Origin of the sequence: Pseudomonas sp. MD330_10 (genome assembly GCF_042610415.1) — a bacterium.
Lineage (GTDB): Bacteria > Pseudomonadota > Gammaproteobacteria > Pseudomonadales > Pseudomonadaceae > Aquipseudomonas > Aquipseudomonas rhodesiae.
This window is the reverse complement of the sequence record NZ_JBHGZU010000009.1, coordinates 15,856-36,168: the sequence shown is the minus strand read 5'-3', so window position 1 is coordinate 36,168 and position 20,313 is coordinate 15,856. Positions and strand designations below refer to the sequence as shown.

The following is a 20,313-nucleotide window of genomic DNA, read 5'->3' as shown; positions in this document are numbered from 1 at the left end:
CCCGCCCCTGCTCATAGGCACAACGCCGCCAATGCTCGGCCGTGATAGCGAATCTGCGCCAAGGTCAGCGCGGTGTAGCCAATGATCACCGCCGGCGGCAACCTCGCCTCATGACAGAACGCGCCCAGCGGTTGCAGCGTGAGTCCGACAGATGCCGCCCGGGCACAGAAGTCCGCTTCTTCAGCTCCTGTCGGCAGCCACAACACAAAGTGCAGCCCAGCCTGCTGGCCATTGACGCTGCCGTGGCCGCCGAGGCATTCGAGCAGCGTATCGCGACGGGCCAGATAAGCCTGGCGTGAAGCCCGCAGATGACGCACAAACGCCCCACTGCCAAGTAGCTCCACCAAGCCCAACTGATCACTGGCGCCGACCGAATGCCCGGTGAGGTGCAGGGTGCGTAGCAGCGGCCGGCGCAGCGCCTTGGGCACTACCATGAAGCCCACCCGCAAGCCAGGGAACAGATTTTTGTTGAAGCTACCGCAGTAGATCACCCGGTCGCCGGAATCCAGGGCTTTGAGTGCGGCCAGCGGCGCGCTCTGGTAATTGTATTCGCTGTCGTAATCGTCCTCGACCACCCATGCCTGCGCACGTGCGGCCCAGTCCAGCAAGGCCAGACGGCGTGATACCGACAGGGTCATGCCCAGCGGCGCCTGGTGGGCCGGTGTCACGTAGACCAGGCGCGCAACGTCGGGGAGCTGGGTGGTGTCGAGGCCATCAGCGCTGACTGGCACCGCCTGTACGCCAGCGCCGGCCAGCTCAAACAAGCGTCGTGCCGGTGGGTAGCCAGGGTCTTCGACACACGCCGTGTCGCCAGGGTTGAGCAGTGTGCGCGCAATCAAATCGAGGGCATGTCGAATACCGGTGGTGACAATCACTTCATCAGCCTCGCAGTGCAGCCCGCGATGCCGGCGCAGGTAGTCGGCGATCTGGGTACGCAGCTCCGGCACGCCCGCTGGATGGGACGCCTCCAGCGCGCCTGGCCCCGCCGCCAACAACCCACGAGACAGGCAGCGGGCCCAGGCTTTCATGTCGAACAGGCCGGCATCCGGACGCCTTGCGACGAAAGGCACATGACTTTGCACGCCCGCGTACGGGCGGTCCGGCTGTACCGGGCGACGCGGCATGTGGTGTGGCCTCGGCGCCGCGATAAAGTGTTCGGGGATCACCGCACACACGCGCGTGCCGGACCCCGCGATGCGCTGCACATACCCTTCCTCCTGCAAACGTTCATACGCAGTTTCCAACGTGCCGCGGGACACCCGCCACCGCTCGGCCAGGCTGCGCGTGGACGGCAAACGACTGCCCGCCGGCAATTGCCGGTTAAGGATCGCTGCGCGCAATGCCTCGTACGCGCCCTGCTGTTTGCCCGCGTCCAGCGCGTCGGGGCGTGGCAGATCAAGGGCGGATGCAACTTTACCTCGGCTCATAGTGGTCCATTCTTTTTTGGCATAAGTGGCCCACAGGATTAAACCACAAAGCCGATAGAGTTCTGGCTCCACTTACTCCCACGAGCTTGCCCATGACTCAACGTGCTCTTTCCCTGGGTTCCTGGCTGGTGCTGCTGACCGTATTGATCGGCCTGCCGCGCATCACCCTGGACATGCACCTGCCAGCACTGCCAGCCATGGCTGATTACTTCCAGGCCAGCGACAGTCAGCTGCAATTGACCCTCACGCTGTACACCCTCGGTTCGGCCATTTCCCTGCTGGTCAGCGGCCCGCTGACTGACCGCTTCGGCCGTCGCCCGGTGTTACTGGCGGGACTGGCGCTGTATGGGCTGGCCACCTTGGCCTGCGCCTTGGCCGACAGTCTGGTCGTGCTGATAATCGCGCGGTTGTTTCAGGCGCTGGGCGGCTGCTGCACCACGGTGATTGGCCGCGTGATCGTGCGCGATCACTTCGACCGCAGCGAACAGGCACGCCTGCTGGGGCTGATCTCCATGGCGATGGCGGTGTCGCCGATGGCCGCGCCGGTAGTGGGCAGCCTGTTGCTGCCGTGGTTTGGGTGGCGTGGCTTGTTTCTGCTGTTGGGCGCGATCGGTGCGCTGTTGTATGGGGCGGTGTATCGCCGCCTGCCGGAAACCCGCCCGGCGCACGTAGCCGCTACGCCACCGGGCAATCTGCTGGGTCTGTATGGGCAGTTGCTGCGCGACCGCTATTTCCTGCGTTACGCGCTGGCCATCGGCTGCGTGTACAGCACGTATTTTCCCTTTATCAGTGAGTCATCTGCGCTGCTGCAACGGGGCTTTGGCTTATCCGCCACGGCCTATGCGCTGGTGTTCGCGGCAACGATCAGCGGCTATATGCTGGGGGCGAATCTGTTTCGTCGACTGGTGCTGCGCTTTGAAGCGGACCGATTGATCAGCGCAGCCATCGCATTGAACGTGGCAGGCAGCGTTCTGCTCGCCGTCACCACAAGCGCATGGGCGCAGCAATGGCTGGCGATTGTACTGCCGATGGTGGTGATCATGGTGTCGGTGGGATTGGTGATTCCGGCGTGCCAACTGTCGGTGTTGCAGCCCTATGGCGCGATTGCCGGCACCGCCTCGGGACTATTCTTCTTCATCCAGATGTTCCTCACCGCCATAAGCAGTGGGATCACCGGTTGGTTATCGGACGGCACCTCGCAGCCCTTGCTGATCATGACAGGCGTCGCCAGTATTTTGCTGGTGGCGACCTGGATGACGCTCCACCCAAAACAAAGTGGGAGGGCGCAAGCGCCCTCCCACGAGGTTCCGAGCCGAACTCGGGTTTAGTGCATGAAGATCGCGATCAGGATGATGACCGGGATAGGCACGCCGAGGAACCACAGCAGTAATGAGCGCATTGTTTTCTCCTTGAATTAACGGACGTAATGTTCGGTTTCGACATACACCACGGCATCGCGACGGCGGCCGCCGAAGGTCGCGGCGAAGCTGGCGAAGAAGGCCCCGATCAGCAGCGCGACGAACATCCACAGTGCAGTCCAGGCAGCGACTTTGGCGGCGGTGTCAGCGGCTTGCTTGGCTTTGAGCTTGGCGTCTTCGACGGCTTTACGGGCGTCGCCGTAAACCTTGTCGATACGCGCTTCGGCGTCGGCCTGGCTGAGGTTGGTGCGCTGGCTGATCAACTGGGCCAGATAGGCACGGTCTTCGGCGGCGAGTTGGCCGTCATTGCTCAGGGTGCGGGCAAAAATGCGCGCTACAACGGCATGGGCGGCGTCATCACTGACGGCGGCTGGGCGGTCATCGCGGAACAGGCTGTCGACGTAATAACCGAAGTCATCACCCTTGACGCCCTGCGCTGCGCTGCCGGCGGCTTGCACCGCACCCGAGGCCACACTGGCGCTGGCTTGCACGCCGCCACCGACCACACTGCTGACCGAACTGACCACCAGGGTCGCGGTGATCAACGTGGCTACGGCCCAGGCCAGGAAGCCATGGGCGGTGTCGCGAAAGTACACCTCATCGCCATGCATATTGGCCCACTTCACCCGCAGACGGCCGGCGATATAACCGCCCAACCCTGCCGCGACGATCTGGGTAAACGCCAGCCAGACAATTGTGGAAATGCCCAACCCCTTGGCGCTGACGCCGCTATTGGCCCACGGCGAAACGGCCGAGAAGCCCAGGCCAAAGCCCAGCAACACCAGAATCAATGAGAGTGCAGCCGCCGCAGCGGCGCCGGCAAAAATCGCCCCCCAGGAAACCCCGGAGCGCGCGCTCGATTCTTGCAGCGTGGTTGAAGGTGTGATCATTGTTGTTTTGCTCCCGGCAGGAAAAATAGTGTTACAAGTCTCAAAAGGGACAGTGCAGGCCCCGTGCCAGCCGCATTAAAAATAAAAACTTAGCATTTTCAATAAGTTAGATAAGTTGAACTTCCTAAGACCATGCAACTTGCAAGAAATGCTCAATAAGGGCGGGCGTATTGCATTCCGTCATCGGAGGGAGCTCGGTTTACCTACATGAAGTTTTATTTAGGAAGCATTCAGCCAATTCTTGGCAAAATGCCTCACTTCTAGTGTGAATCGCTCGCCAGGTATGCCTATGACCCGCATTTTGACCATCGAGGATGACGCCGTAACGGCCCGCGAGATTGTCGCCGAGCTGAGTAGCCATGGACTGGAGGTTGATTGGGTGGACAACGGCCGCGAAGGCCTGGTCCGCGCCGTGAGTGGTGATTACGACCTGATCACCCTGGACCGTATGCTGCCGGAACTGGATGGCCTGGCCATCGTCACCACCCTGCGCACCATTGGAGTATCGACGCCGATCCTGATGATCAGCGCCCTCTCCGACGTCGATGAACGCGTGCGCGGCCTGCGCGCCGGGGGCGATGACTACCTGACCAAGCCGTTCGCTTCCGATGAAATGGCCGCCCGCGTCGAAGTACTGCTGCGCCGCAAAAGCACGGTCAAGGAATTCGAGACCGCGTTGCGCGTGGCCGACCTGGAGTTGAACCTGATCAGCCGCGAAGCCAGTCGCGCCGATCAGCCGCTGACCCTACTGCCCACCGAATACAAACTGTTGGAATTCCTGATGCGCAACACTGGGCAGATCCTGTCGCGGATGATGATCTTCGAGGAAGTCTGGGGCTATCACTTCGACCCCGGCACCAACCTGATCGATGTGCACATCGGACGCCTGCGCAAGAAAATCGACCCACCGGGCCTCACGCCGCTGATCCGCACGGTACGAGGTTCCGGTTATGTCATTGCTGAACCCCTCTAAGGGCTGGCGCTCATCCAGCAGCCGCCTGCTGGCGCTGTACAGCTCGCTGTTCGTGGCCTGGAGCTGCATCCTGATGGGGGTGCTGTATTACGAAGTATCGGGTTACCTGAGCGACCTGTCGCGCCATTCCCTGCTGCAGCGCCAGCACCTGTTCCAGCGCTTCGACGGCGAGGAACTGGTGGAGGCGCTGACCACCAGCATGACCTTCGACATGAAAGGCGTGGATGCCTATGGCCTGTTCGACGAGCAGTTCCGCCCCCTGAATGGACCGATCCGCGCGATTCCGTCCGACCTGCCCCTGGACGGCAAGATCTACGCCCTGGCCAATTGCGTCGATTCCGACGACCCGAAATTGCCCAAGGACAGCTGCGATGCCGTGGCCACCCACACCGCAGACGGCCGCTGGCTGGTGCTGGTGCGCGCCAACGGTTCGCTGTTCGGCGTGACGCGGATCATCTGGCACGCATTGCTGTGGGCGCTGTCGCTGACCATCATCCCCGGTGCCGCCGGCTGGCACTTGCTGCGCCGCCGCCCGCTGCGACGCATTCGCGGCATCCAGGCCAGCGCCGAAGCCATCGTCGCCGGTGACCTCACCCACCGCCTGCCGCTGTCCAATCGACGCGACGAATTGGACATGCTCGCGGCCATCGTCAACGCAATGCTCGACCGTATCGAGAAGTTGATGAACGAGGTCAAGGGCGTGTGCGACAACATTGCCCACGACCTGCGTACGCCGCTGACGCGCCTGCGCGCGCAGCTTTATCGCATCCGGCAGGAGGCCGAGCAAGACTCGGGCTACGCGGTCAAGCTGGATGACGCGATTGCCGAAACCGACACCCTGATGGCGCGTTTTCGCGGGCTGTTGCGTATTTCAGAGCTGGAAGACCACCAGCGCCGCTCAGGCTTCCTGGTGCTGGACCCGCTGCCGCTGCTGCGGGAATTGCACGATTTCTATCTACCGCTGGCCGAAGAAGGCGAACTGCAACTGGTGCTGGACGCCCCAGCGTCCCTGCCGTGGATCACCGGCGACCGCGCGCTGCTGTTTGAAGCCGTGGCGAACTTGTTGAGCAATTCGATCAAGTTCACCCCCCCGGGCGGCGAAGTGATTTTGCGCGGGCTCAACGACGCGGGCAGCACCCGCATCGAAGTGCACGATTCGGGGCCGGGCATCCCGGCGGCGGAACGCGCGGCGGTGTTCCAGCGCTTTTATCGCGTGGAGGAAAGCGACCAGCCCGGTGGGTTCGGGCTGGGGTTGTCGATTGTCGCGGCGATCATCAACCTGCATGGCTTCAAGCTGGAAGTGGGCAGCAGCGCCCGTGGCGGCGCGCGGCTGATCCTGGAATGTCGCCAGCAACTGATGCCCGAATAAGTCAGTAAGCTCCGAGGTGGGGGCGAGCCGTCCTCCCCCACCCTGCCAGTCGAATCAGGCCTTGAAGTTGGCGCGCAGCGCTTCAACGCCACCCTTGTAGACACCGGCGAACAGCTCCTCCACCGCCTCGTCCGTGGTGCCCGCCGACGGGGTGAACACCCCTGACCAGGTCACCTTCGACGACGTGTCAGTCAAGGCTTCGATCTGCAAAGTCGCCAGGTACGCACTCACCGGAAACGGCGACTGCTCGATGGTGTAGCTGTAAGTGCGCGCCACATTGTCGAAGGTCTGCAAACGCTCGACGATGACGCCACCGTCGGCAGTTGTCAGATGGCGCAAGCGGCCACCTTCGCCAGGTTCGCTCTTGGCGATCAGCGGCAACCAATCCGGCAGGCTGTTGAAGCCGCCCACCAATTGCCAGACCTGATCGGCCGATACAGGGATTTCAATTACTGCGGATGCGGTTGGCACGGTCAATCTCCAGAAGTCATGGAAAACGTCGCCCAGACTGCCACGCCTGGCGCGTCATTGCATCCATTCTGAATGCTCGGATAAGGGTGTGGCTGACGCATCGCAATCGGGGGCAAGCCCCCTCCCACAGCATTGACTGTGTGGGAGGGGGCTTGCCCCCGATTGCAGTGGGTCAGGGCCCACAGGTTTCAGTTCAATGGCGCTTGAGGAACGCCAGCATCAACTGGTTAACCTGCTCCGCCGCCTCCAACTGCACCATATGCCCCTGCCCCGGCAGGATTTCCACCTGGGCCTCCAAGCCTTGGGCATGGTTGGCCGGGATAATGGCGTCGTCGCTGCCCCAGATCACCAGGCTCGGCTGTCGACCGACAACATGGCGCACATCCACCTTCTGCCGCCCGCCGTCGAACAGCGCCCCATTGAGCTGGCGCAGCGCCTGATCCACGCCCTCCAATCGTTTGAACTTGAGCATGTCCTCCAGCATCTGCCGCGTCACCAGCGCCGGGTCGCTGAAGAGTTGCACCAGTTGCGGCTTGAGGGCGTTGCGATTGTTAGCGTCGGCAAACCCTTGCAGATAATCGCCATTGATATCGGCACCCAGGCCGGCGCTGGCGATCAGGGTCAGCGAGACCACGCGCGCGGGTGCCTGCTCGGCAACGGTCAGGGCCACCAGCCCGCCCATGGAATGGCCGGCCAGATGCACGCGGTCCAGCTGTAGATGGTCGAGCAAGCCCAGCACCGCCTCGCTTAATTCAGCCGCCTCGCCGCTGCGCAGGCTCTTGCCCGACTCGCCATGCCCCGGCAGGTCCAGAGCGATCACCCGGCGCTCGGCGGCCAGGGCCGGTTGGTTGAACAGCCAGTTGTTCAGGTCGCCGCCAAAGCCATGCACCAGCACCAGCGGCGTGCCGCCTTCGCCGAGGTCCAGGTAACGCAGCAAGCGCCCGCCCACCTCGACTTTCTGCGCGCTCGGCCCGGCCGTTTCGGCCTCGGCGGCATTGGACACGAACCCGGCCTGGAAGCCTTCGATCACCGCATCGATCTCGGCGTCGCTGGCCTCGCCTTCCACCACCACACCGAGCAAGGCACCCACCGGCAAGGTCTCATCGCTCAGCGCCAAGACCCGACGCAACACACCGCTGAACGGCGCTTCCACACTGCTGGAAATCTTGTCGGTCTCCACATCCAACACGGCCTCGCCCTTCTCCACTCGGTCGCCGGGTTGCTTGAGCCAGATATCGATACGCCCTTCGGTCATCGACAGCCCCCACTTGGGCATGGTCAAGGTATGAATCATGCGGCGTTCCTCTTGTCGGCGATTTTCAGCACGGCGGCTTCGATCTTGGCGGCGTCGGGGATGTACAGGTCTTCCAGCGCATCGGAAAACGGCACCGGCGTGTGCGGCGCGGTGACCATTTCGATGGGCGCGCGCAGCGCAGCGAAGGCTCGCTGCGCCACCAGGGCACTGATGTCGGTGGCAATCGAGCAACGCGGGTTGGACTCGTCGATCACCACCAGGCGCCCGGTTTTCTCCACGCTTTCCAGGATGCTGTCTTCGTCCAGGGGGCTGGTGGTGCGCAGGTCCAGCACTTCGCAATCGATACCTTGGCGCGCCAGGTTGGCGGCGGCTTCCAGGGCGATATGCACCATGCGCCCGTAGGTCACCAGGGTCACGTCGCGGCCTTCGCGTACAAAGTTGGCCTCGCCGAATGGCACGGTATATAGCTCTTCGGGTACTTCGCCTTGCAGGCTGTAGAGCATTTTGTGTTCGAGGAAGATCACCGGGTCGTTATCGCGGATCGCCTGGATCAGCATGCCCTTGGCGTCATAGGGGGTGGCCGGGCACACCACTTTCAGGCCGGGAATGTGGGTCCACATCGAGGTGAGCATCTGCGAATGCTGGGCGGCGGCGCGCAGGCCGGCGCCGTACATGGCGCGGATCACCAGGGGCGTGGTGGTCTTGCCGCCGAACATATAGCGGAACTTGGCCGCCTGGTTGAGCAATTGATCGAGGCAGCAGCCGATAAAGTCGACGAACATCAATTCGCACACCGGGCGCATGCCCCTGGTGGCGGCGCCTACGGCCATGCCCACGTAGCCGACCTCGGACAGTGGCGCATCCAGCACGCGCTCGGGAAACTCTGGGTACAGGCCCTTCGTGACGCCGAGCACGCCGCCCCAGGCGTCCTGCTCGCCGGGCGAACCGGTGCCGCCGGACACGTCCTGGCCGATGATAAACACGCTCTGGTCGCGGCGCATTTCCTGGGCCAGGGCTTCGTTGATTGCCTGCTGATAGCTGATTTTGCGAGCCATGAAATTCTCTCCGGGTCTTGTTGTTATTAGCGGTAGGCGACGTAGACATCGCTGAGCAGATCGGCCGCCTGGGGCTTGGGATCGGACTTGGCCAGGCGCACGGCGTCTTCGATCAACTGCGCGACTTCGCCATCGATGCGCTCGAACTGCGCCGCGTCCAGCCAGCCCTCGGCCTGGCAGCGCTGGCGGAACAGCGCCAGGCAATCCTGGGTCTCGCGCAGGTTTTTCACTTCATCCGGGCCGCGATAGGTCTGGGCATCGCCTTCGAAGTGGCCGTAGAAACGGCTCAACTTGACCTCCACCAGGGTCGGTCCCTCGCCCCGGCGCGCGCGCTCGACGGCAACGCCCAGTGCGGCATGAACGGCGAAGAAATCATTGCCATCGACGATCACCCCCGGCATGCCGAACCCCACGGCGCGCTCGGCGATGTCTTTGCACGCTACCGACCAGCCGGAACCGGTGGCTTCGGCGTAGCCGTTGTTTTCAGCAACGAACAGGCAGGGCAGTTTCATGATCGAGGCAAGGTTCATCGCTTCGAACACCGCGCCCTCGTTGGAGCCGCCATCACCAAAAAACGCCACGGCCACGCCCTGGCTGCCCTTGAGCTTGGAGGCCAGCGCGGCCCCCGCAGCCAACGGTGCGCCGGCGCCGACGATGCCATTGGCGCCGAGCATGCCTTTCTCCTGATCGGCGATGTGCATGGAGCCGCCCTTGCCGCCGCACACGCCGGTTTTTTTGCCGTAGATCTCGGCCATCATGCCGAACACATCCACGCCCTTGGCGATGCAATGGCCGTGGCCACGGTGGTTGGAAGCAATGCAGTCGTCATCGTTGAGATGGGCCATGACCCCGGCCGCGCTGGCTTCCTGGCCGGCATACAAATGCACGAAGCCGGGGATCTCGCCGGTGGCGAATTCCACATGCAGGCGCTCTTCGAAATCACGGATGGTGCGCATCACGGTGTAGGCATGCAGCAATTGATCGGTGGACAGGTGGGTGGACATCTTGTTGTTCTCCAGGTTGTCTCGACACACGAAAGGCTGGCGTCGGCCAGCTACAGGCCACTCAGCACAGCCTGTGCCAGAACCGGCAAAAACCTGGCAAAGCCTTGATCCAGAGCATTGCCGTGACCTTGAACGTGCGTAGTCTGCCCACTCAGAATGAGACGCTGCCGCGCAGCCCGCCGCCGCTGTCTCAGGGCAAATGAGACGCTGCGTCTCAGCGCCGGCAGTCGGTCAGGTCGGCCTTGTCCGCCCGCGCGCGCAGGCGCTTAATGGCAGGCATAACAACAACGCGTGAGAACCGGAGGCCTTATGCTCGCCGCGAACTCCAGAGAGCACGTCGACTGCGTCAGTCGCGTGGTCCGCAATGCCGATCGCCTGCCCCAGGCACCGGTGCCGTCGCTGATTTTCGATTCCTGGCGCCGCTCCATGGAACAACACCACCTCGACCCCGGCTCACTGCAAGGGCCACGCATCCTCAGCGAACCCTTGCTCAAGGAATGTCGCGAGCGCGCCGAGCTGTTTATGCGCATCGCCAGTGAGGAGGTCGGGCAACTGCACCACCGCGTGCGCCATGCCGACTACTGCGTGATGCTCACCGACGCCCAAGGCCAAACCCTCGACCACCGCGTCGACAGCCGCATTCGCAACGATTGCCGCAAAGCCGGCCTGTACCTGGGCACCTGCTGGTCGGAAGCCGAAGAAGGCACCTGCGGCGTAGCCACGGTATTGACCAGCAAGGCAGCGGTGACCGTGCACAAACGCGATCACTTCCGCGCGGCCTTTATCGACCTGACCTGCTCCGCCGCGCCGATCTTCGACCCCCAGGGCAACCTGCTGGGGGTGATGGATGCTTCGGCGCTCCAGTCGCCGGACGACCGCCGCAGTCAGCACTTGGTGCGCCAGATGGTGGCCCAGAGCGCCCAGGCCATCGAGAATGCATTCTTCATGCACAGCGCCCGTCAGCACTGGGTGCTGCAAGCCCACAGCACCCCCGGTTATGTGGACAGCCAGCCCGACCTGTTGCTGGCCTGGGACCAGGACGGGCGCCTGCTGGCCCTCAACAGCAAGGCACGCCAAGCGTTGCGGCGGCGCTTCGGCCAGGTGCCGGCGCATATCGGCGAGGTGTTCGACCTGGATGCCTTGCGGGCGGTGACCGACCAGCGCACCCAGCAGTTGAACTGGCTAGGCGAACCCGGCGCGCTGCATGTGCGGGTCAACACCCCCCAGCGCCCTCGCCCACGCACGGCCCCCAGCACCCAGCTCGACCCACGGGTGGAGGAGCATCTGCGCCTGGCCGTGCGGGTCAAGGACCGCAACCTGCCGGTGCTGGTGCAAGGCGAGACCGGCGCCGGCAAGGAAGTCTTCGCCCGCCAGCTGCATGAGCGCAGCGCGCGACGCCAAGGCCCGTTCGTGGCGGTGAACTGCGCGGCGATTCCGGAAAACCTGATTGAAAGCGAGCTGTTCGGCTATGTGGCCGGGGCGTTTACCGGCGCCTCCAGCAAGGGCATGCCAGGCCTTTTGGTGCAGGCCGATGGCGGCACGTTGTTTCTCGATGAGATCGGCGATATGCCGCTGGCCTTGCAGACCCGCTTGCTGCGGGTGATGGCCGAGGGGGAAGTGGCGCCCCTGGGGGCGGCCAAAACCCGTACGGTGGATATCCAGGTGATCTGCGCCAGTCACCGCGACCTGGCGGCACTGGTGAGCGAGGGGCGTTTTCGCGAAGACCTGTACTTTCGTCTCGGCTGTGCCCGTGTGAGCCTGCCGCCCTTGCGCGATCGCACCGACAAACTGGCCCTGATCCACCGTCTGCTGGCCCAGGAATCCCATGGCGGCGCGATCTCGCTGGGCATCAGCCAGGCGGCGCTTGAGGTGCTGTTGAGCTATGGCTGGCCGGGCAATGTGCGCCAGCTGCGGCATGTATTGGCGTACGCCTGCGCGGTGTGCGACGGCGATACCCTGCAATTGGCGGACCTGCCGGTGGAAGTGCGCGGCGAACAGGTCGCGGCGCCGGCAGAACAAAGCGCCAGCCCGGAACGGCAAGTGGTACTGGATGCACTGATCCGGCATCGCTGGAAACCAACACCGACCGCCCAGGCGCTGGGCATTTCCCGAGCCACCCTGTACCGCCGAGTCAACCAACTGGGTATCGACATGCCCGGCAAGGCTTCCCTGACACAGTGAGGACGCTCATAGCGGCGTGTCAGTGACACACCTGTTGCCTGAGCGAAAGCTATCGGGGGCAAGCCCCCTCCCACAGTGGGATCTCGCTGTCGCAGGTCAATGTGGGAGGGGGCTTGCCCCCGATGGCGGTGGGTCAGCGAAAAAAATACTAATTGAACCACCATCAGCGCAGGCGTTGAGCGATCAGCGGTAGACCAGCCCACCGTCGATCAAGGGCGACTGCCCCGTCATGTAGTCCGCATCCGGCCCCGCCAGGAACGCCACCAGCCCCGCCACATCCTCCGGGGTTTCGGCGCGGCCCAGGGCGATGCCGTCCACGTATTGCTTGTAGGTCGCGCCCACCTCGGCCCCGGTGATCTCGGCCATACGCTTGTCGATCTCCACCCACATATCGGTGCCCACGACGCCCGGGCAGTAGGCATTGACGGTGATCCCCGCGCTGGCCAGTTCCTTGGCCGCCGCCTGGGTCAGCGCACGCACGGCGAACTTGGTGGCCGAGTACACGCCCAGCAGCGCAAACCCTTCGTGACCGGCGATGGAGCAGGCGTTGATGATCTTGCCCTTGCACCCCAGCGCCTTGAATTTCTTGCCGGCGGCCTGGATGCCCCACAACACGCCCTGCACGTTGATGCCCAAGGTGCGTTCGACCTGTTCCGGGGTCACCTCCAGCAGTGCATCGATCTGCGCCACCCCGGCGTTATTGACGATGATGTCGAAGCCGCCCAGGGTCTGGTGCGCATGCTCCACCGCCGCCACCACCTGTTCGCGCTTGGACACATCGGCGATAAACACCGACGCCTTGCGCCCGATGGCCGTGATTTCGGTGGCCACGGCGGCGAGTTTGGCGCCATTGATGTCCACCAGGGCGATATCGGCGCCCTCCTGAGCCAGGCGCAAGGCAATGGCCCGGCCGATGCCCTGCCCGGCGCCGGTGACCAGCGCAACTTTTCCAGCGATACCCATGACGATCTCCTGCACGAATGAGAGAAGCCTTGTCTATCGCAGCTACACCAAGCGGCTGTCGAGGCCATAAGGCTGCGGCGAGTGAGCTGAGACGGGACGTCTCACTTGTAAAACCGAGCCGTAATGCCTAGCTTATGCGCCCCCTGCCCCGTGCTCTAAGGCCCTGCCCATGGTTTTGCGTTTCCGCCCTGTCGCCTCTTCTCGTGTCGCCCTCGGTCTGCTGCTCAGCGGCGGCATCGGCCATAGCCTGGCGGCCGAGCTCGAACTGCCGGCGGTGCAGGTCCAGGGCCAGGACACGTCCGGCTATCGCGCCGAGACGGCCTCGGTCGGCGGCTTCAATGAAGCGCCGCTGCTGGACACTCCCGCGTCGGTCAGCGTGTTCAACGCCGCGCTGCTCAAGGACCAGCAGGCGCGCCTGCTCAGCGAGGTGCTGCGCAACGATGCGTCGGTGGGCGAGAGCTATGCGCCCATCGGCTACTACGAAAACTTCGTAGTGCGCGGTTTTTCGCTGAACGCGGCCAGCAGCTACAAGATCAACGGGCGCACCATCACCGGCGAGCAGAACGTCGCCCTGGAAAACAAGCAGCAAGTGGAAGTGCTCAAGGGCCTGTCGGGCGTGCAGAGCGGCATTGCCGAGCCCAGCGGCGTGATCAACTATGTGACCAAGCGCCCGGAAGACGTGCGCTCGGTGACCGTCTCCACCGACGATCGCGGCAGCGGCTACCTGGCCACCGACGTCGGCGGCTGGTTCGGCAGCGAGCAGCAATTCGGCCTGCGCGCCAACGTCGCCCACGAAGACCTGCATTCCTACGTGGAACACGCCAATGGCCAGCGCGATTTTGTGTCCCTGGCTTTTGACTGGAACATCAGCCCCGACGCCGTGCTGCAACTGGACGCCGAATACCAGAACAAACAACAGCGCTCGGTGCCGGGCTACCAACTGCTGGGCGGCAGCGAAGTGCCCCACGGCGCCTCACCGAAAAAACTGCTGGGGCACCAGAGCGGCGCCAAACCGGTGGACATCGACTCGCTGAACCTCAACGGCAAGTTCGAATACCGCTTCAGCGATCATTGGACCGGCCAGCTCAGCGCCGCGCGCAGCAAAGTGGTGATCGATGACTACAGCTCGTTCGCCTGGGGTTGTTATTACATCGGCAGCTGCAATGCCAACACCTTCAGCCCCGAAGGCGACTACGACATCTACGACTACCGCAGCCCCGACGACACCCGGCGCGACGACGAAATGCAGGCCGCCATGACCGGCCTGTTCGACACCGCAGGCCTGGGCCACGAATTGACCCTCGGCACCAGCGCGTTCCGCCGGGTAATCGACCAGCGCACAGCGGTCAACGAACGGATCGGCAGCGGCAATATCCACCAGGACGCCGCGACCTTCGCCCCCACCGACGTGCCCCTCCACGACAGCCACCGCAGCCTCGACAGCCGCCAGTACGGCCTGTTCGTCACCGACCGCATCCGTTTTAACGAGCAGTGGCAAACGGTGCTCGGTGGGCGTCAAGTGCGTCTCGATGAACAGGCATTCGACAGCAACGGCAGCCCGTCCCGCCACACGCAGCAGTATGTGTTCCTGCCCCAGACGGCGTTGATCTATAAGCCGGTGGACAGCGTGTCGCTCTACACCAGCTACAGCAAAGGCTTGTCTCTGGGAGGCACCGCGCCGTGGTTCGCGACCAATGCCAGTGAGACCCTGGCACCGACCACCTCGCGGCAGATCGAAGCCGGGATCAAATACGATTGGCGCCGCATCAGCTTCGCGGCGGCGCTGTTCCAGACCCGCCAGGCCTACCAGTACGCCAGGCCCGACGGCGCCGGCAGCTTTACCTATGTGCAACAGGGCGAGCAGAAAAACACCGGGTTGGAAGTGTCGGCCAATGGCTGGGCCACCGAGCGTTTGCAGATCGCCACCAGCGTGGCGGCGATTCGTGCACGGGTGAGCGGCAGCGGTACAGCAGCCTATGAAGGGCACCAGGCGATCAACGTGCCCAAGCTGCGCGCCAGCCTCTACGCCGACTATGCGCTGCCGTGGGTCAATGGCCTGGCGCTGCTGGGTGGCGTGCAATACAGCGCCAAGAAGTACGCCAACCGCAGCGGTAATGTGGAGGTGGGCGATTACGCGGTGGTCAACGTCGGCAGCCGCTACACCACCCACGTCGACGGTTACGAAACCGTGTTGCGCCTGAGCGTCGACAACCTGTTCGACAAGCGCTATTGGCGCGACGCGGGCGAATACCTGGGCGACGACTACCTGTTCCAGGGCGCACCGCTGACGGCGCGCCTGAGTGCCACGGTGAATTTCTAAGACGTTACTTGGGCATCTTGCGAAAGCCCACGGCGAGGCGGTTCCAGCTGTTGATGGTGGCGATGGCCAGGCTCAGATCGACCTGTTCCTGGGCGCTGAATTCGGCAGCCAATGCCGTGTAGTCAGCGTCCGGCGCGTGGGTCTGGCTGATCAGGGTCAGGCTTTCGGCCCAGGCCAGCGCGGCACGTTCGCGTGGGGTGAAAAACGGCGTCTCGCGCCACGCCGACAGCGTGTACAGCCGCCGTTCGGTCTCACCGCCCTTGCGGGCGTCGGCGGTGTGCATATCGAGGCAGAATGCACAGCCGTTGATCTGCGACACGCGCAGGCGGATCAGTTCGAGCAGCGGCAGTTCGATGGACAATTTACCCACGGCGGCTTCGAGGGCGAGCATGGCTTTCATGGCGTCCGGGGAAGCGTTGTAGAAATCGATACGGCTTTGCATGGGGAACTCCAGAACGGTGGGAAGTGGTGGCTAGGTTAGCCACCGGCCCGTGCGGGAGAAATAGCCAATTACGGCGAAGAATGGGTGACCAATGTTGCCCTGTTATCCCCTTACTGCTCCCGCGTCTTGACCTTCAAATGCCGCGCATACCAGGGCCGTTGCGGCACGCGTTTGAACAAGCCCTGCAATGCCTGCTCATCGGCGCCAAAGGTGATCCGCAGCGCGAGTTTCATGGTCTCCGGGTCCATTTCCATCGACTTGCCCATCTGCAGCCCTGGGGTGGTGCTGCACCCATGGGTGTCCGGACCGAGCCACGGGTCGCCCACTTCGACCCAGCGCCCCTGGGCGAACCAAGGCACGCCGTTGACCTCCAGGCGGCTGACCTCGCCGGGGTGGAAGCGCTCGTGGGCGCGAAACCAGTCTTCGACGCGGTCGTCGATCCAGCCGTGGAAGTGCCAGAACACCGGGTTGACGTGGGAGGAAAACGGGTCGCCGAGGAAGTCGTTCTCGGCCGTATACCAGCGTGGCGCGAAGTCCGCCGGGTCGCGGGCAAATGGCACCGGGGCGCCGTTGGAAGGGTCGCGCGGCACCGAGGCCCAGCGCATGTGCAGCCAGTCGTGCAGGCCCAATTCCATTTCAGAACCCAGTTGCCCCAGGGTCAGTTTGGCCAGGTAGCGCGGGTCGCGGTACTGGGATTCCCACACTTGGAAGTTGCTGTGGTAGGTCTCGGCGGCCTTGATATCGCTGACCCATTGGGTGTAATCGCTGTCGTCCGGGGCCGACCAAGTGGGCGGCAGAGCGAAGCCGTCATGGTTATCGAAATAGCGCAGAAAGCCCAGGCGATCGCGTTCCAGGGGCGGTTGCGGTGCGGGGAATTGCGGCCAGGAAGGCAAGTCCTGCATAGCGCGGGCCTTGCCGAGCATATGTCGGTGCATAAAAAAGAAGTCGATACCCGAGCCGTTGCGGTCCTTGTGGTCACCGCGCGCGTCGCGCTCCTGGCCGCGCGGGCCAGGCTGCCAACCGATACCGCGCAAGGCATCGCGCTTGTCGTCGGGGAGCTTGTGCCACTGATCGCGGGTGGCGTGCCACAACTGATGGAACAGGCGATGTTCGGGGGCGATCAACCAGGCCAGCAGGGTCGGGTCCAGGCCAATGCGTTGGCGGGCTTCGGGGAAACTGTGCTTGTGGGCAATAAAACGGTTATCGCGCTCGGTCATGGCCAGGGGGCGATCGAGGTCGAGGATCTGCCCGCTGAGGGTGCTGCTGCCGGCGTTGGCGAAATCGGCCCAGACTTCGTCGAGGGTCATTGTGAATTCGTAGGCCGGCACGCCGTCGGTGGCGTTGCGGTCGATCAGGCGCCAGTAGAGCAAAGCGCCCTCGCCCGTTACCAGATCGCCGAGCACGCGGTAGCGCGGCTCGCCCTCGGCACGCAGATTGGCGGCGGTGTCCAGGTAGCCGCGCAGGCCACGGCCACGGGGGGCGATGTCCAGCAGCAATTGCAGGCCCTCCAACGGCAGGCCCTTGAGGCCGGCATCGCGACCTTCCAGGCGCAGGCTCCACACCCCACGCAAGGTGTTGGCCAGGTGCTGCCCGGCGCTGTCGGCCAGGTCCACCGTGGCTTCGCCGGGAGTGATGGGCAACGCTTCTTCGCGCGTCAACTCGCGATGGGCATAGAAAGCCGCCGGCACCGCGGCACCTGTGAGCGCCAGGCCGGCGATGAAGCCACGTCGAGAGAGGGTCATTGTCTACCTTAGGAAACGCCTTTATCAGAGCTAGAACGTACGCAGCCCGGGGAAATTTACCGTGCGCCGCCGGCGCCTAAATTTCGCCGCCCATGGCTCGTTCTTCCCTGATAGCGATGGCCTCAACTGACTGAGATGGCAATGACAAAACCACGTTCGAACAAGGCGCTGTTTATCGGCTTGCCACTGGCGCTGGCCATCGGTGCCGGGGCTGGCTGGCTGGTCTGGGATCACTGGTTCAAAGGCAATGCCGGTTACCCGCTGGCGGTGATCAAGCAGGCCAATGAGCTGCAGGATCGCGTGCTGTCGTTCGACAGCCATATCACCGTGCCCATCGATTTCGGCACCGCCGGCAACGAGGCCGACAAGGACGGTGAAGGCCAGTTCGACCTGGTCAAGGCCGCGCGCGGACGCTTGTCCGGCGCGGCGCTGACGATCTTCGGCTGGCCGGAAATCTGGAACGGCCCCAATGCGCCGCACAAGCCGACCGAAGGCTTCATCGAAGCGGCGCGCCACGAGCAGGAGGTGCGCTACAAGATCATCAGCGCCATGGTGCGCGACTTCCCCAACCAGGTCGCCATCGCCTACACCCCGGATGACTTTCGGCGCCTGCACGGGGAAGGCAAGTTTGCGATTTTCATCAGCATGCTCAACGCCTACCCCTTGGGCAACGACCTGAACCAGCTTGACCTGTGGGCCGCGCGCGGCATGCGCATGTTCGGTTTCAGCTACGTGGGCAATAACGCCTGGTCCGACTCGTCGCGCCCACTGCCGTTTTTCAATGATTCGGTGGATGCGCTGGATGGGCTTTCGGACATCGGCAAGCAAGCCGTGCAGCGCCTCAATGACCTGGGGGTGATCATCGATGTTTCGCAGATGTCGACCAAGGCCTTGGAGCAAGTGGCGCAACTGAGCCGTACGCCGATGGTGGCGTCGCACTCGGCGCCGCGGGCGGCGGTGGATATTCCGCGCAACCTCAGCGACAAAGAGCTGCAACTGATCAAGCAGAGTGGCGGCGTGGTGCAGATTGTCGGCTTCTCGGCCTACCTGCGCCCACTCAGCCAACCGACCCAGGACAAGCTCAACCAACTGCGCGCGCGCTTCGACCTGCCGCCGCTGCCCAACCTGGCCATGGCGCTGATGCCGGGCGACGCGATCATCGCCGCCTGGCCGGAGCAGAAGTTCGGCGAGTACGCCAGCGCGCTGTACGCCATCCTCGACGAAGAACCCAAGGCCAGCCTCAAGGACCTGGGGGATGCCATCGATTACACCGTGCGCAAGATCGGCATCGACCATGTGGGCCTGTCGTCGGACTTCAACGACGGCGGCGGTATCGACGGCTGGAACAACGTTGGCGAGATTCGCAACGTCACCGCCGAACTGATCCAGCGCGGCTACTCCGAGGCGGATATCGCCAAGCTGTGGGGCGGCAATTTCCTGCGCGTGTGGGAGCAGGTTCAACACGCCGCCAAACCTGTGGCGCAACGCTAATCAACCATGAAGTAAGTCCATGACCGACCGTCGTACATTTCTCAAGCACGCTGGGGTGTTGGCCGCCAGCCTGCCTCTGGGCGCCGCCCTTCTACCCCAGGTCGCAGCCGCCGAACCAACGAACAACCCATGGGCGGGTTTCAAGCAATTATTCAACCAAGACCCGGACTACCTGCACTTTTCCAACTTCCTGGTGGCGTCGCACCCCAGGCCCGTGCGCGAGGCCATTGAACGCTACCGCGTGCAGATTGATCGCAACCCCGGCCTGGCCATGGACTGGGACCTGCAGGAAACCTGGAAGCGCGAAGGCCAGGTGCGCGAATGGGCCGGGCGTTACCTCAAGGCCACGCCGCCGCAGATTGCCCTCACCGGCAGCACCTCCGAAGGCTTGGCCATGATTTACGGCGGCCTCCATGTGCGCGCCGACCAGGAGATTCTCACCACCGTTCACGAGCATTACGCGACCCAGAACGTGCTGGATTTTCGGGCGCGACAACAAGGCACCCAGGTGCGGCGGATCAGCCTGTTCGAAAGCCCCAGCCGAGTATCGGTCGATGAAGTGCTGGGCAATATCCAGCGCGCCATCCGCCCCAACACCCGGGTGCTGGGCATGACCTGGGTGCAGTCCGGCAGCGGTGTGAAGCTGCCCATTGGCGAAATCGGCACGCTGGTGGCCGACCACAACCGCCAGCGCGACGAACGTGATCGCATTCTGTATGTGGTGGATGGTGTGCACGGTTTGGGCGTAGAGAACCTCGATTTCCCGGACATGCACTGCGACTTTTTCATCGCCGGCACCCATAAGTGGATGTTCGGCCCGCGCGGCACCGGTCTGGTCTGCGCCCGCGACCCCGAAAACAAATACGTCACGCCCATGGTGCCGACGTTTTCCGAAGACAAGGACTTCGCCACCATCATGACCCCGGGTGGCTTCCATGCCTTCGAACATCGCTGGGCGGCGGACGAGGCATTCAAGCTGCACTTGCAACTGGGCAAGGCGCCGGTGCAGGCACGCATCCACGCGCTCAACCGTGAACTCAAGGAACAGTTGCAGGCCCATCCGCGCATCGAACTGGTTACGCCTCAGAGTAGCGAGCTGTCGGCCGGCTTTACGTTTTTCCGGGTCAAGGGCCAGGACTGCGAGGCCGTGGCGGCGCACATGGTGCGCCAGCGCGTGGTGATCGATGCGGTGGACCGCGACGTCGGCCCAGTGATCCGCACCGCCCCTGGCCTGCTCAATTCCAGCGAAGAGATCCAACGCTTCATGACCCTGCTCAGCGCACGGGCGTGATGCCTATTTTCACCTTTTGAA

The 20,313-nt window shown here is 63.7% G+C and carries 16 protein-coding genes; 7 read left to right on the top strand and 9 right to left on the bottom strand.

Annotation, left to right across the window (positions count from 1 at the left end):
* Positions 1–11: 11 nt before the first annotated feature.
* Entirely contained in the window at positions 12–1,427 is a 1,416-nt protein-coding gene (locus ACFZPT_RS15955; RefSeq protein ID WP_379555459.1) for a PLP-dependent aminotransferase family protein, read from the bottom strand.
* A 92-nt stretch (positions 1,428–1,519) separates the two neighbouring features.
* Between ACFZPT_RS15955 and ACFZPT_RS15950 the strand changes: the two genes are divergently transcribed.
* Positions 1,520–2,755 (top strand): multidrug effflux MFS transporter, encoded by a 1,236-nt coding sequence (locus ACFZPT_RS15950; protein ID WP_034113115.1) that lies wholly within the window; start codon positions 1,520–1,522, stop codon positions 2,753–2,755.
* 86 nt (positions 2,756–2,841) lie between these two features.
* Here the strand turns inward: ACFZPT_RS15950 and ACFZPT_RS15945 are convergent, their stop codons facing one another.
* Entirely contained in the window at positions 2,842–3,735 is an 894-nt protein-coding gene (locus ACFZPT_RS15945; protein ID WP_034096991.1) for a hypothetical protein, read from the bottom strand.
* Positions 3,736–4,024: 289 nt separating this feature from the next.
* On the opposite strand from ACFZPT_RS15945, the gene ACFZPT_RS15940 reads away from it, so the two are divergent.
* Positions 4,025–4,708, top strand: coding sequence for a response regulator transcription factor (locus ACFZPT_RS15940; RefSeq protein WP_034096990.1), 684 nt, complete (start codon positions 4,025–4,027; stop codon positions 4,706–4,708).
* Entirely contained in the window at positions 4,686–6,077 is a 1,392-nt protein-coding gene (locus tag ACFZPT_RS15935; protein WP_034096989.1) for a HAMP domain-containing sensor histidine kinase, read from the top strand. Before ACFZPT_RS15940 ends, ACFZPT_RS15935 begins: the two co-directional genes overlap by 23 nt.
* A 54-nt stretch (positions 6,078–6,131) precedes the next feature.
* On the opposite strand, the gene ACFZPT_RS15930 is transcribed toward ACFZPT_RS15935, so the two are convergent.
* The 4 genes from ACFZPT_RS15930 to ACFZPT_RS15915 all read right to left on the bottom strand — a co-directional run bounded on the left by ACFZPT_RS15930 (position 6,132) and on the right by ACFZPT_RS15915 (position 9,862).
* Positions 6,132–6,548: an SRPBCC family protein gene (locus ACFZPT_RS15930; RefSeq protein WP_034096988.1), complete on the bottom strand. Its 417-nt coding sequence runs from the start codon at positions 6,546–6,548 to the stop codon at positions 6,132–6,134.
* Between the two features lie 193 nt (positions 6,549–6,741).
* Entirely contained in the window at positions 6,742–7,842 is a 1,101-nt protein-coding gene (locus ACFZPT_RS15925; RefSeq protein WP_034113114.1) for an acetoin dehydrogenase dihydrolipoyllysine-residue acetyltransferase subunit, read from the bottom strand.
* Positions 7,839–8,858, bottom strand: a complete 1,020-nt coding sequence (locus ACFZPT_RS15920) for an alpha-ketoacid dehydrogenase subunit beta (RefSeq protein WP_034096986.1) — start codon at positions 8,856–8,858, stop codon at positions 7,839–7,841. The genes ACFZPT_RS15925 and ACFZPT_RS15920 overlap by 4 nt, the downstream gene beginning before the upstream one ends.
* Positions 8,859–8,884: 26 nt before the next feature.
* A complete protein-coding gene (locus ACFZPT_RS15915) occupies positions 8,885–9,862 on the bottom strand; it encodes a thiamine pyrophosphate-dependent dehydrogenase E1 component subunit alpha (protein ID WP_034113112.1) in 978 nt (325 codons plus the stop codon).
* A gap of 309 nt (positions 9,863–10,171) precedes the next feature.
* Here ACFZPT_RS15915 and ACFZPT_RS15910 point away from each other — a divergent pair, with 309 nt between their 5' ends.
* A complete protein-coding gene (locus tag ACFZPT_RS15910; protein ID WP_034113111.1) occupies positions 10,172–12,043 on the top strand; it encodes a sigma-54-dependent Fis family transcriptional regulator in 1,872 nt (623 codons plus the stop codon).
* A 183-nt stretch (positions 12,044–12,226) separates the two neighbouring features.
* Here the strand turns inward: ACFZPT_RS15910 and ACFZPT_RS15905 are convergent, their stop codons facing one another.
* Positions 12,227–13,006, bottom strand: a complete 780-nt coding sequence (locus ACFZPT_RS15905) for an acetoin reductase (RefSeq protein ID WP_034113110.1) — start codon at positions 13,004–13,006, stop codon at positions 12,227–12,229.
* Positions 13,007–13,175: 169 nt separating this feature from the next.
* On the opposite strand from ACFZPT_RS15905, the gene ACFZPT_RS15900 reads away from it, so the two are divergent.
* Positions 13,176–15,326, top strand: a complete 2,151-nt coding sequence (locus tag ACFZPT_RS15900) for a TonB-dependent siderophore receptor (RefSeq protein ID WP_379555458.1) — start codon at positions 13,176–13,178, stop codon at positions 15,324–15,326.
* A 4-nt stretch (positions 15,327–15,330) separates the two neighbouring features.
* Here ACFZPT_RS15900 and ACFZPT_RS15895 read toward each other — a convergent pair whose 3' ends face one another.
* Positions 15,331–15,768, bottom strand: coding sequence for a carboxymuconolactone decarboxylase family protein (locus ACFZPT_RS15895; RefSeq protein ID WP_034096981.1), 438 nt, complete (start codon positions 15,766–15,768; stop codon positions 15,331–15,333).
* Between the two features lie 110 nt (positions 15,769–15,878).
* On the bottom strand, positions 15,879–17,510 hold the full coding sequence (locus ACFZPT_RS15890; RefSeq protein ID WP_034113107.1) for a hypothetical protein: 1,632 nt from the start codon (positions 17,508–17,510) through the stop codon (positions 15,879–15,881).
* Between the two features lie 141 nt (positions 17,511–17,651).
* Between ACFZPT_RS15890 and pvdM the strand changes: the two genes are divergently transcribed.
* Positions 17,652–19,001: a pyoverdine-tailoring dipeptidase-like protein PvdM gene (gene pvdM, locus ACFZPT_RS15885; RefSeq protein ID WP_034096979.1), complete on the top strand. Its 1,350-nt coding sequence runs from the start codon at positions 17,652–17,654 to the stop codon at positions 18,999–19,001.
* A 19-nt stretch (positions 19,002–19,020) separates the two neighbouring features.
* The gene (locus ACFZPT_RS15880) at positions 19,021–20,292 is read left to right on the top strand and encodes an aminotransferase class V-fold PLP-dependent enzyme (protein ID WP_034096978.1); all 1,272 of its coding nucleotides are present in this window, start codon (positions 19,021–19,023) and stop codon (positions 20,290–20,292) included.
* The last annotated feature ends 21 nt before the right edge of the window (positions 20,293–20,313 follow it).

What these genes read in the sequence shown, in the direction of transcription:
- ACFZPT_RS15955 (WP_379555459.1), bottom strand. Translation starts at nt 1,427, where the DNA reads ATGAGCCGAGGTAAAGTTGCATCCGCCCTTGATCTGCCACGCCCCGAC.
- ACFZPT_RS15950 (WP_034113115.1), top strand. Translation starts at nt 1,520, where the DNA reads ATGACTCAACGTGCTCTTTCCCTGGGTTCCTGGCTGGTGCTGCTGACC.
- ACFZPT_RS15945 (WP_034096991.1), bottom strand. Translation starts at nt 3,735, where the DNA reads ATGATCACACCTTCAACCACGCTGCAAGAATCGAGCGCGCGCTCCGGG.
- ACFZPT_RS15940 (WP_034096990.1), top strand. Translation starts at nt 4,025, where the DNA reads ATGACCCGCATTTTGACCATCGAGGATGACGCCGTAACGGCCCGCGAG.
- ACFZPT_RS15935 (WP_034096989.1), top strand. Translation starts at nt 4,686, where the DNA reads ATGTCATTGCTGAACCCCTCTAAGGGCTGGCGCTCATCCAGCAGCCGC.
- ACFZPT_RS15925 (WP_034113114.1), bottom strand. Translation starts at nt 7,842, where the DNA reads ATGATTCATACCTTGACCATGCCCAAGTGGGGGCTGTCGATGACCGAA.
- ACFZPT_RS15920 (WP_034096986.1), bottom strand. Translation starts at nt 8,858, where the DNA reads ATGGCTCGCAAAATCAGCTATCAGCAGGCAATCAACGAAGCCCTGGCC.
- ACFZPT_RS15915 (WP_034113112.1), bottom strand. Translation starts at nt 9,862, where the DNA reads ATGTCCACCCACCTGTCCACCGATCAATTGCTGCATGCCTACACCGTG.
- ACFZPT_RS15910 (WP_034113111.1), top strand. Translation starts at nt 10,172, where the DNA reads ATGCTCGCCGCGAACTCCAGAGAGCACGTCGACTGCGTCAGTCGCGTG.
- ACFZPT_RS15905 (WP_034113110.1), bottom strand. Translation starts at nt 13,006, where the DNA reads ATGGGTATCGCTGGAAAAGTTGCGCTGGTCACCGGCGCCGGGCAGGGC.
- ACFZPT_RS15900 (WP_379555458.1), top strand. Translation starts at nt 13,176, where the DNA reads ATGGTTTTGCGTTTCCGCCCTGTCGCCTCTTCTCGTGTCGCCCTCGGT.
- ACFZPT_RS15895 (WP_034096981.1), bottom strand. Translation starts at nt 15,768, where the DNA reads ATGCAAAGCCGTATCGATTTCTACAACGCTTCCCCGGACGCCATGAAA.
- ACFZPT_RS15890 (WP_034113107.1), bottom strand. Translation starts at nt 17,510, where the DNA reads ATGACCCTCTCTCGACGTGGCTTCATCGCCGGCCTGGCGCTCACAGGT.
- pvdM (WP_034096979.1), top strand. Translation starts at nt 17,652, where the DNA reads ATGACAAAACCACGTTCGAACAAGGCGCTGTTTATCGGCTTGCCACTG.
- ACFZPT_RS15880 (WP_034096978.1), top strand. Translation starts at nt 19,021, where the DNA reads ATGACCGACCGTCGTACATTTCTCAAGCACGCTGGGGTGTTGGCCGCC.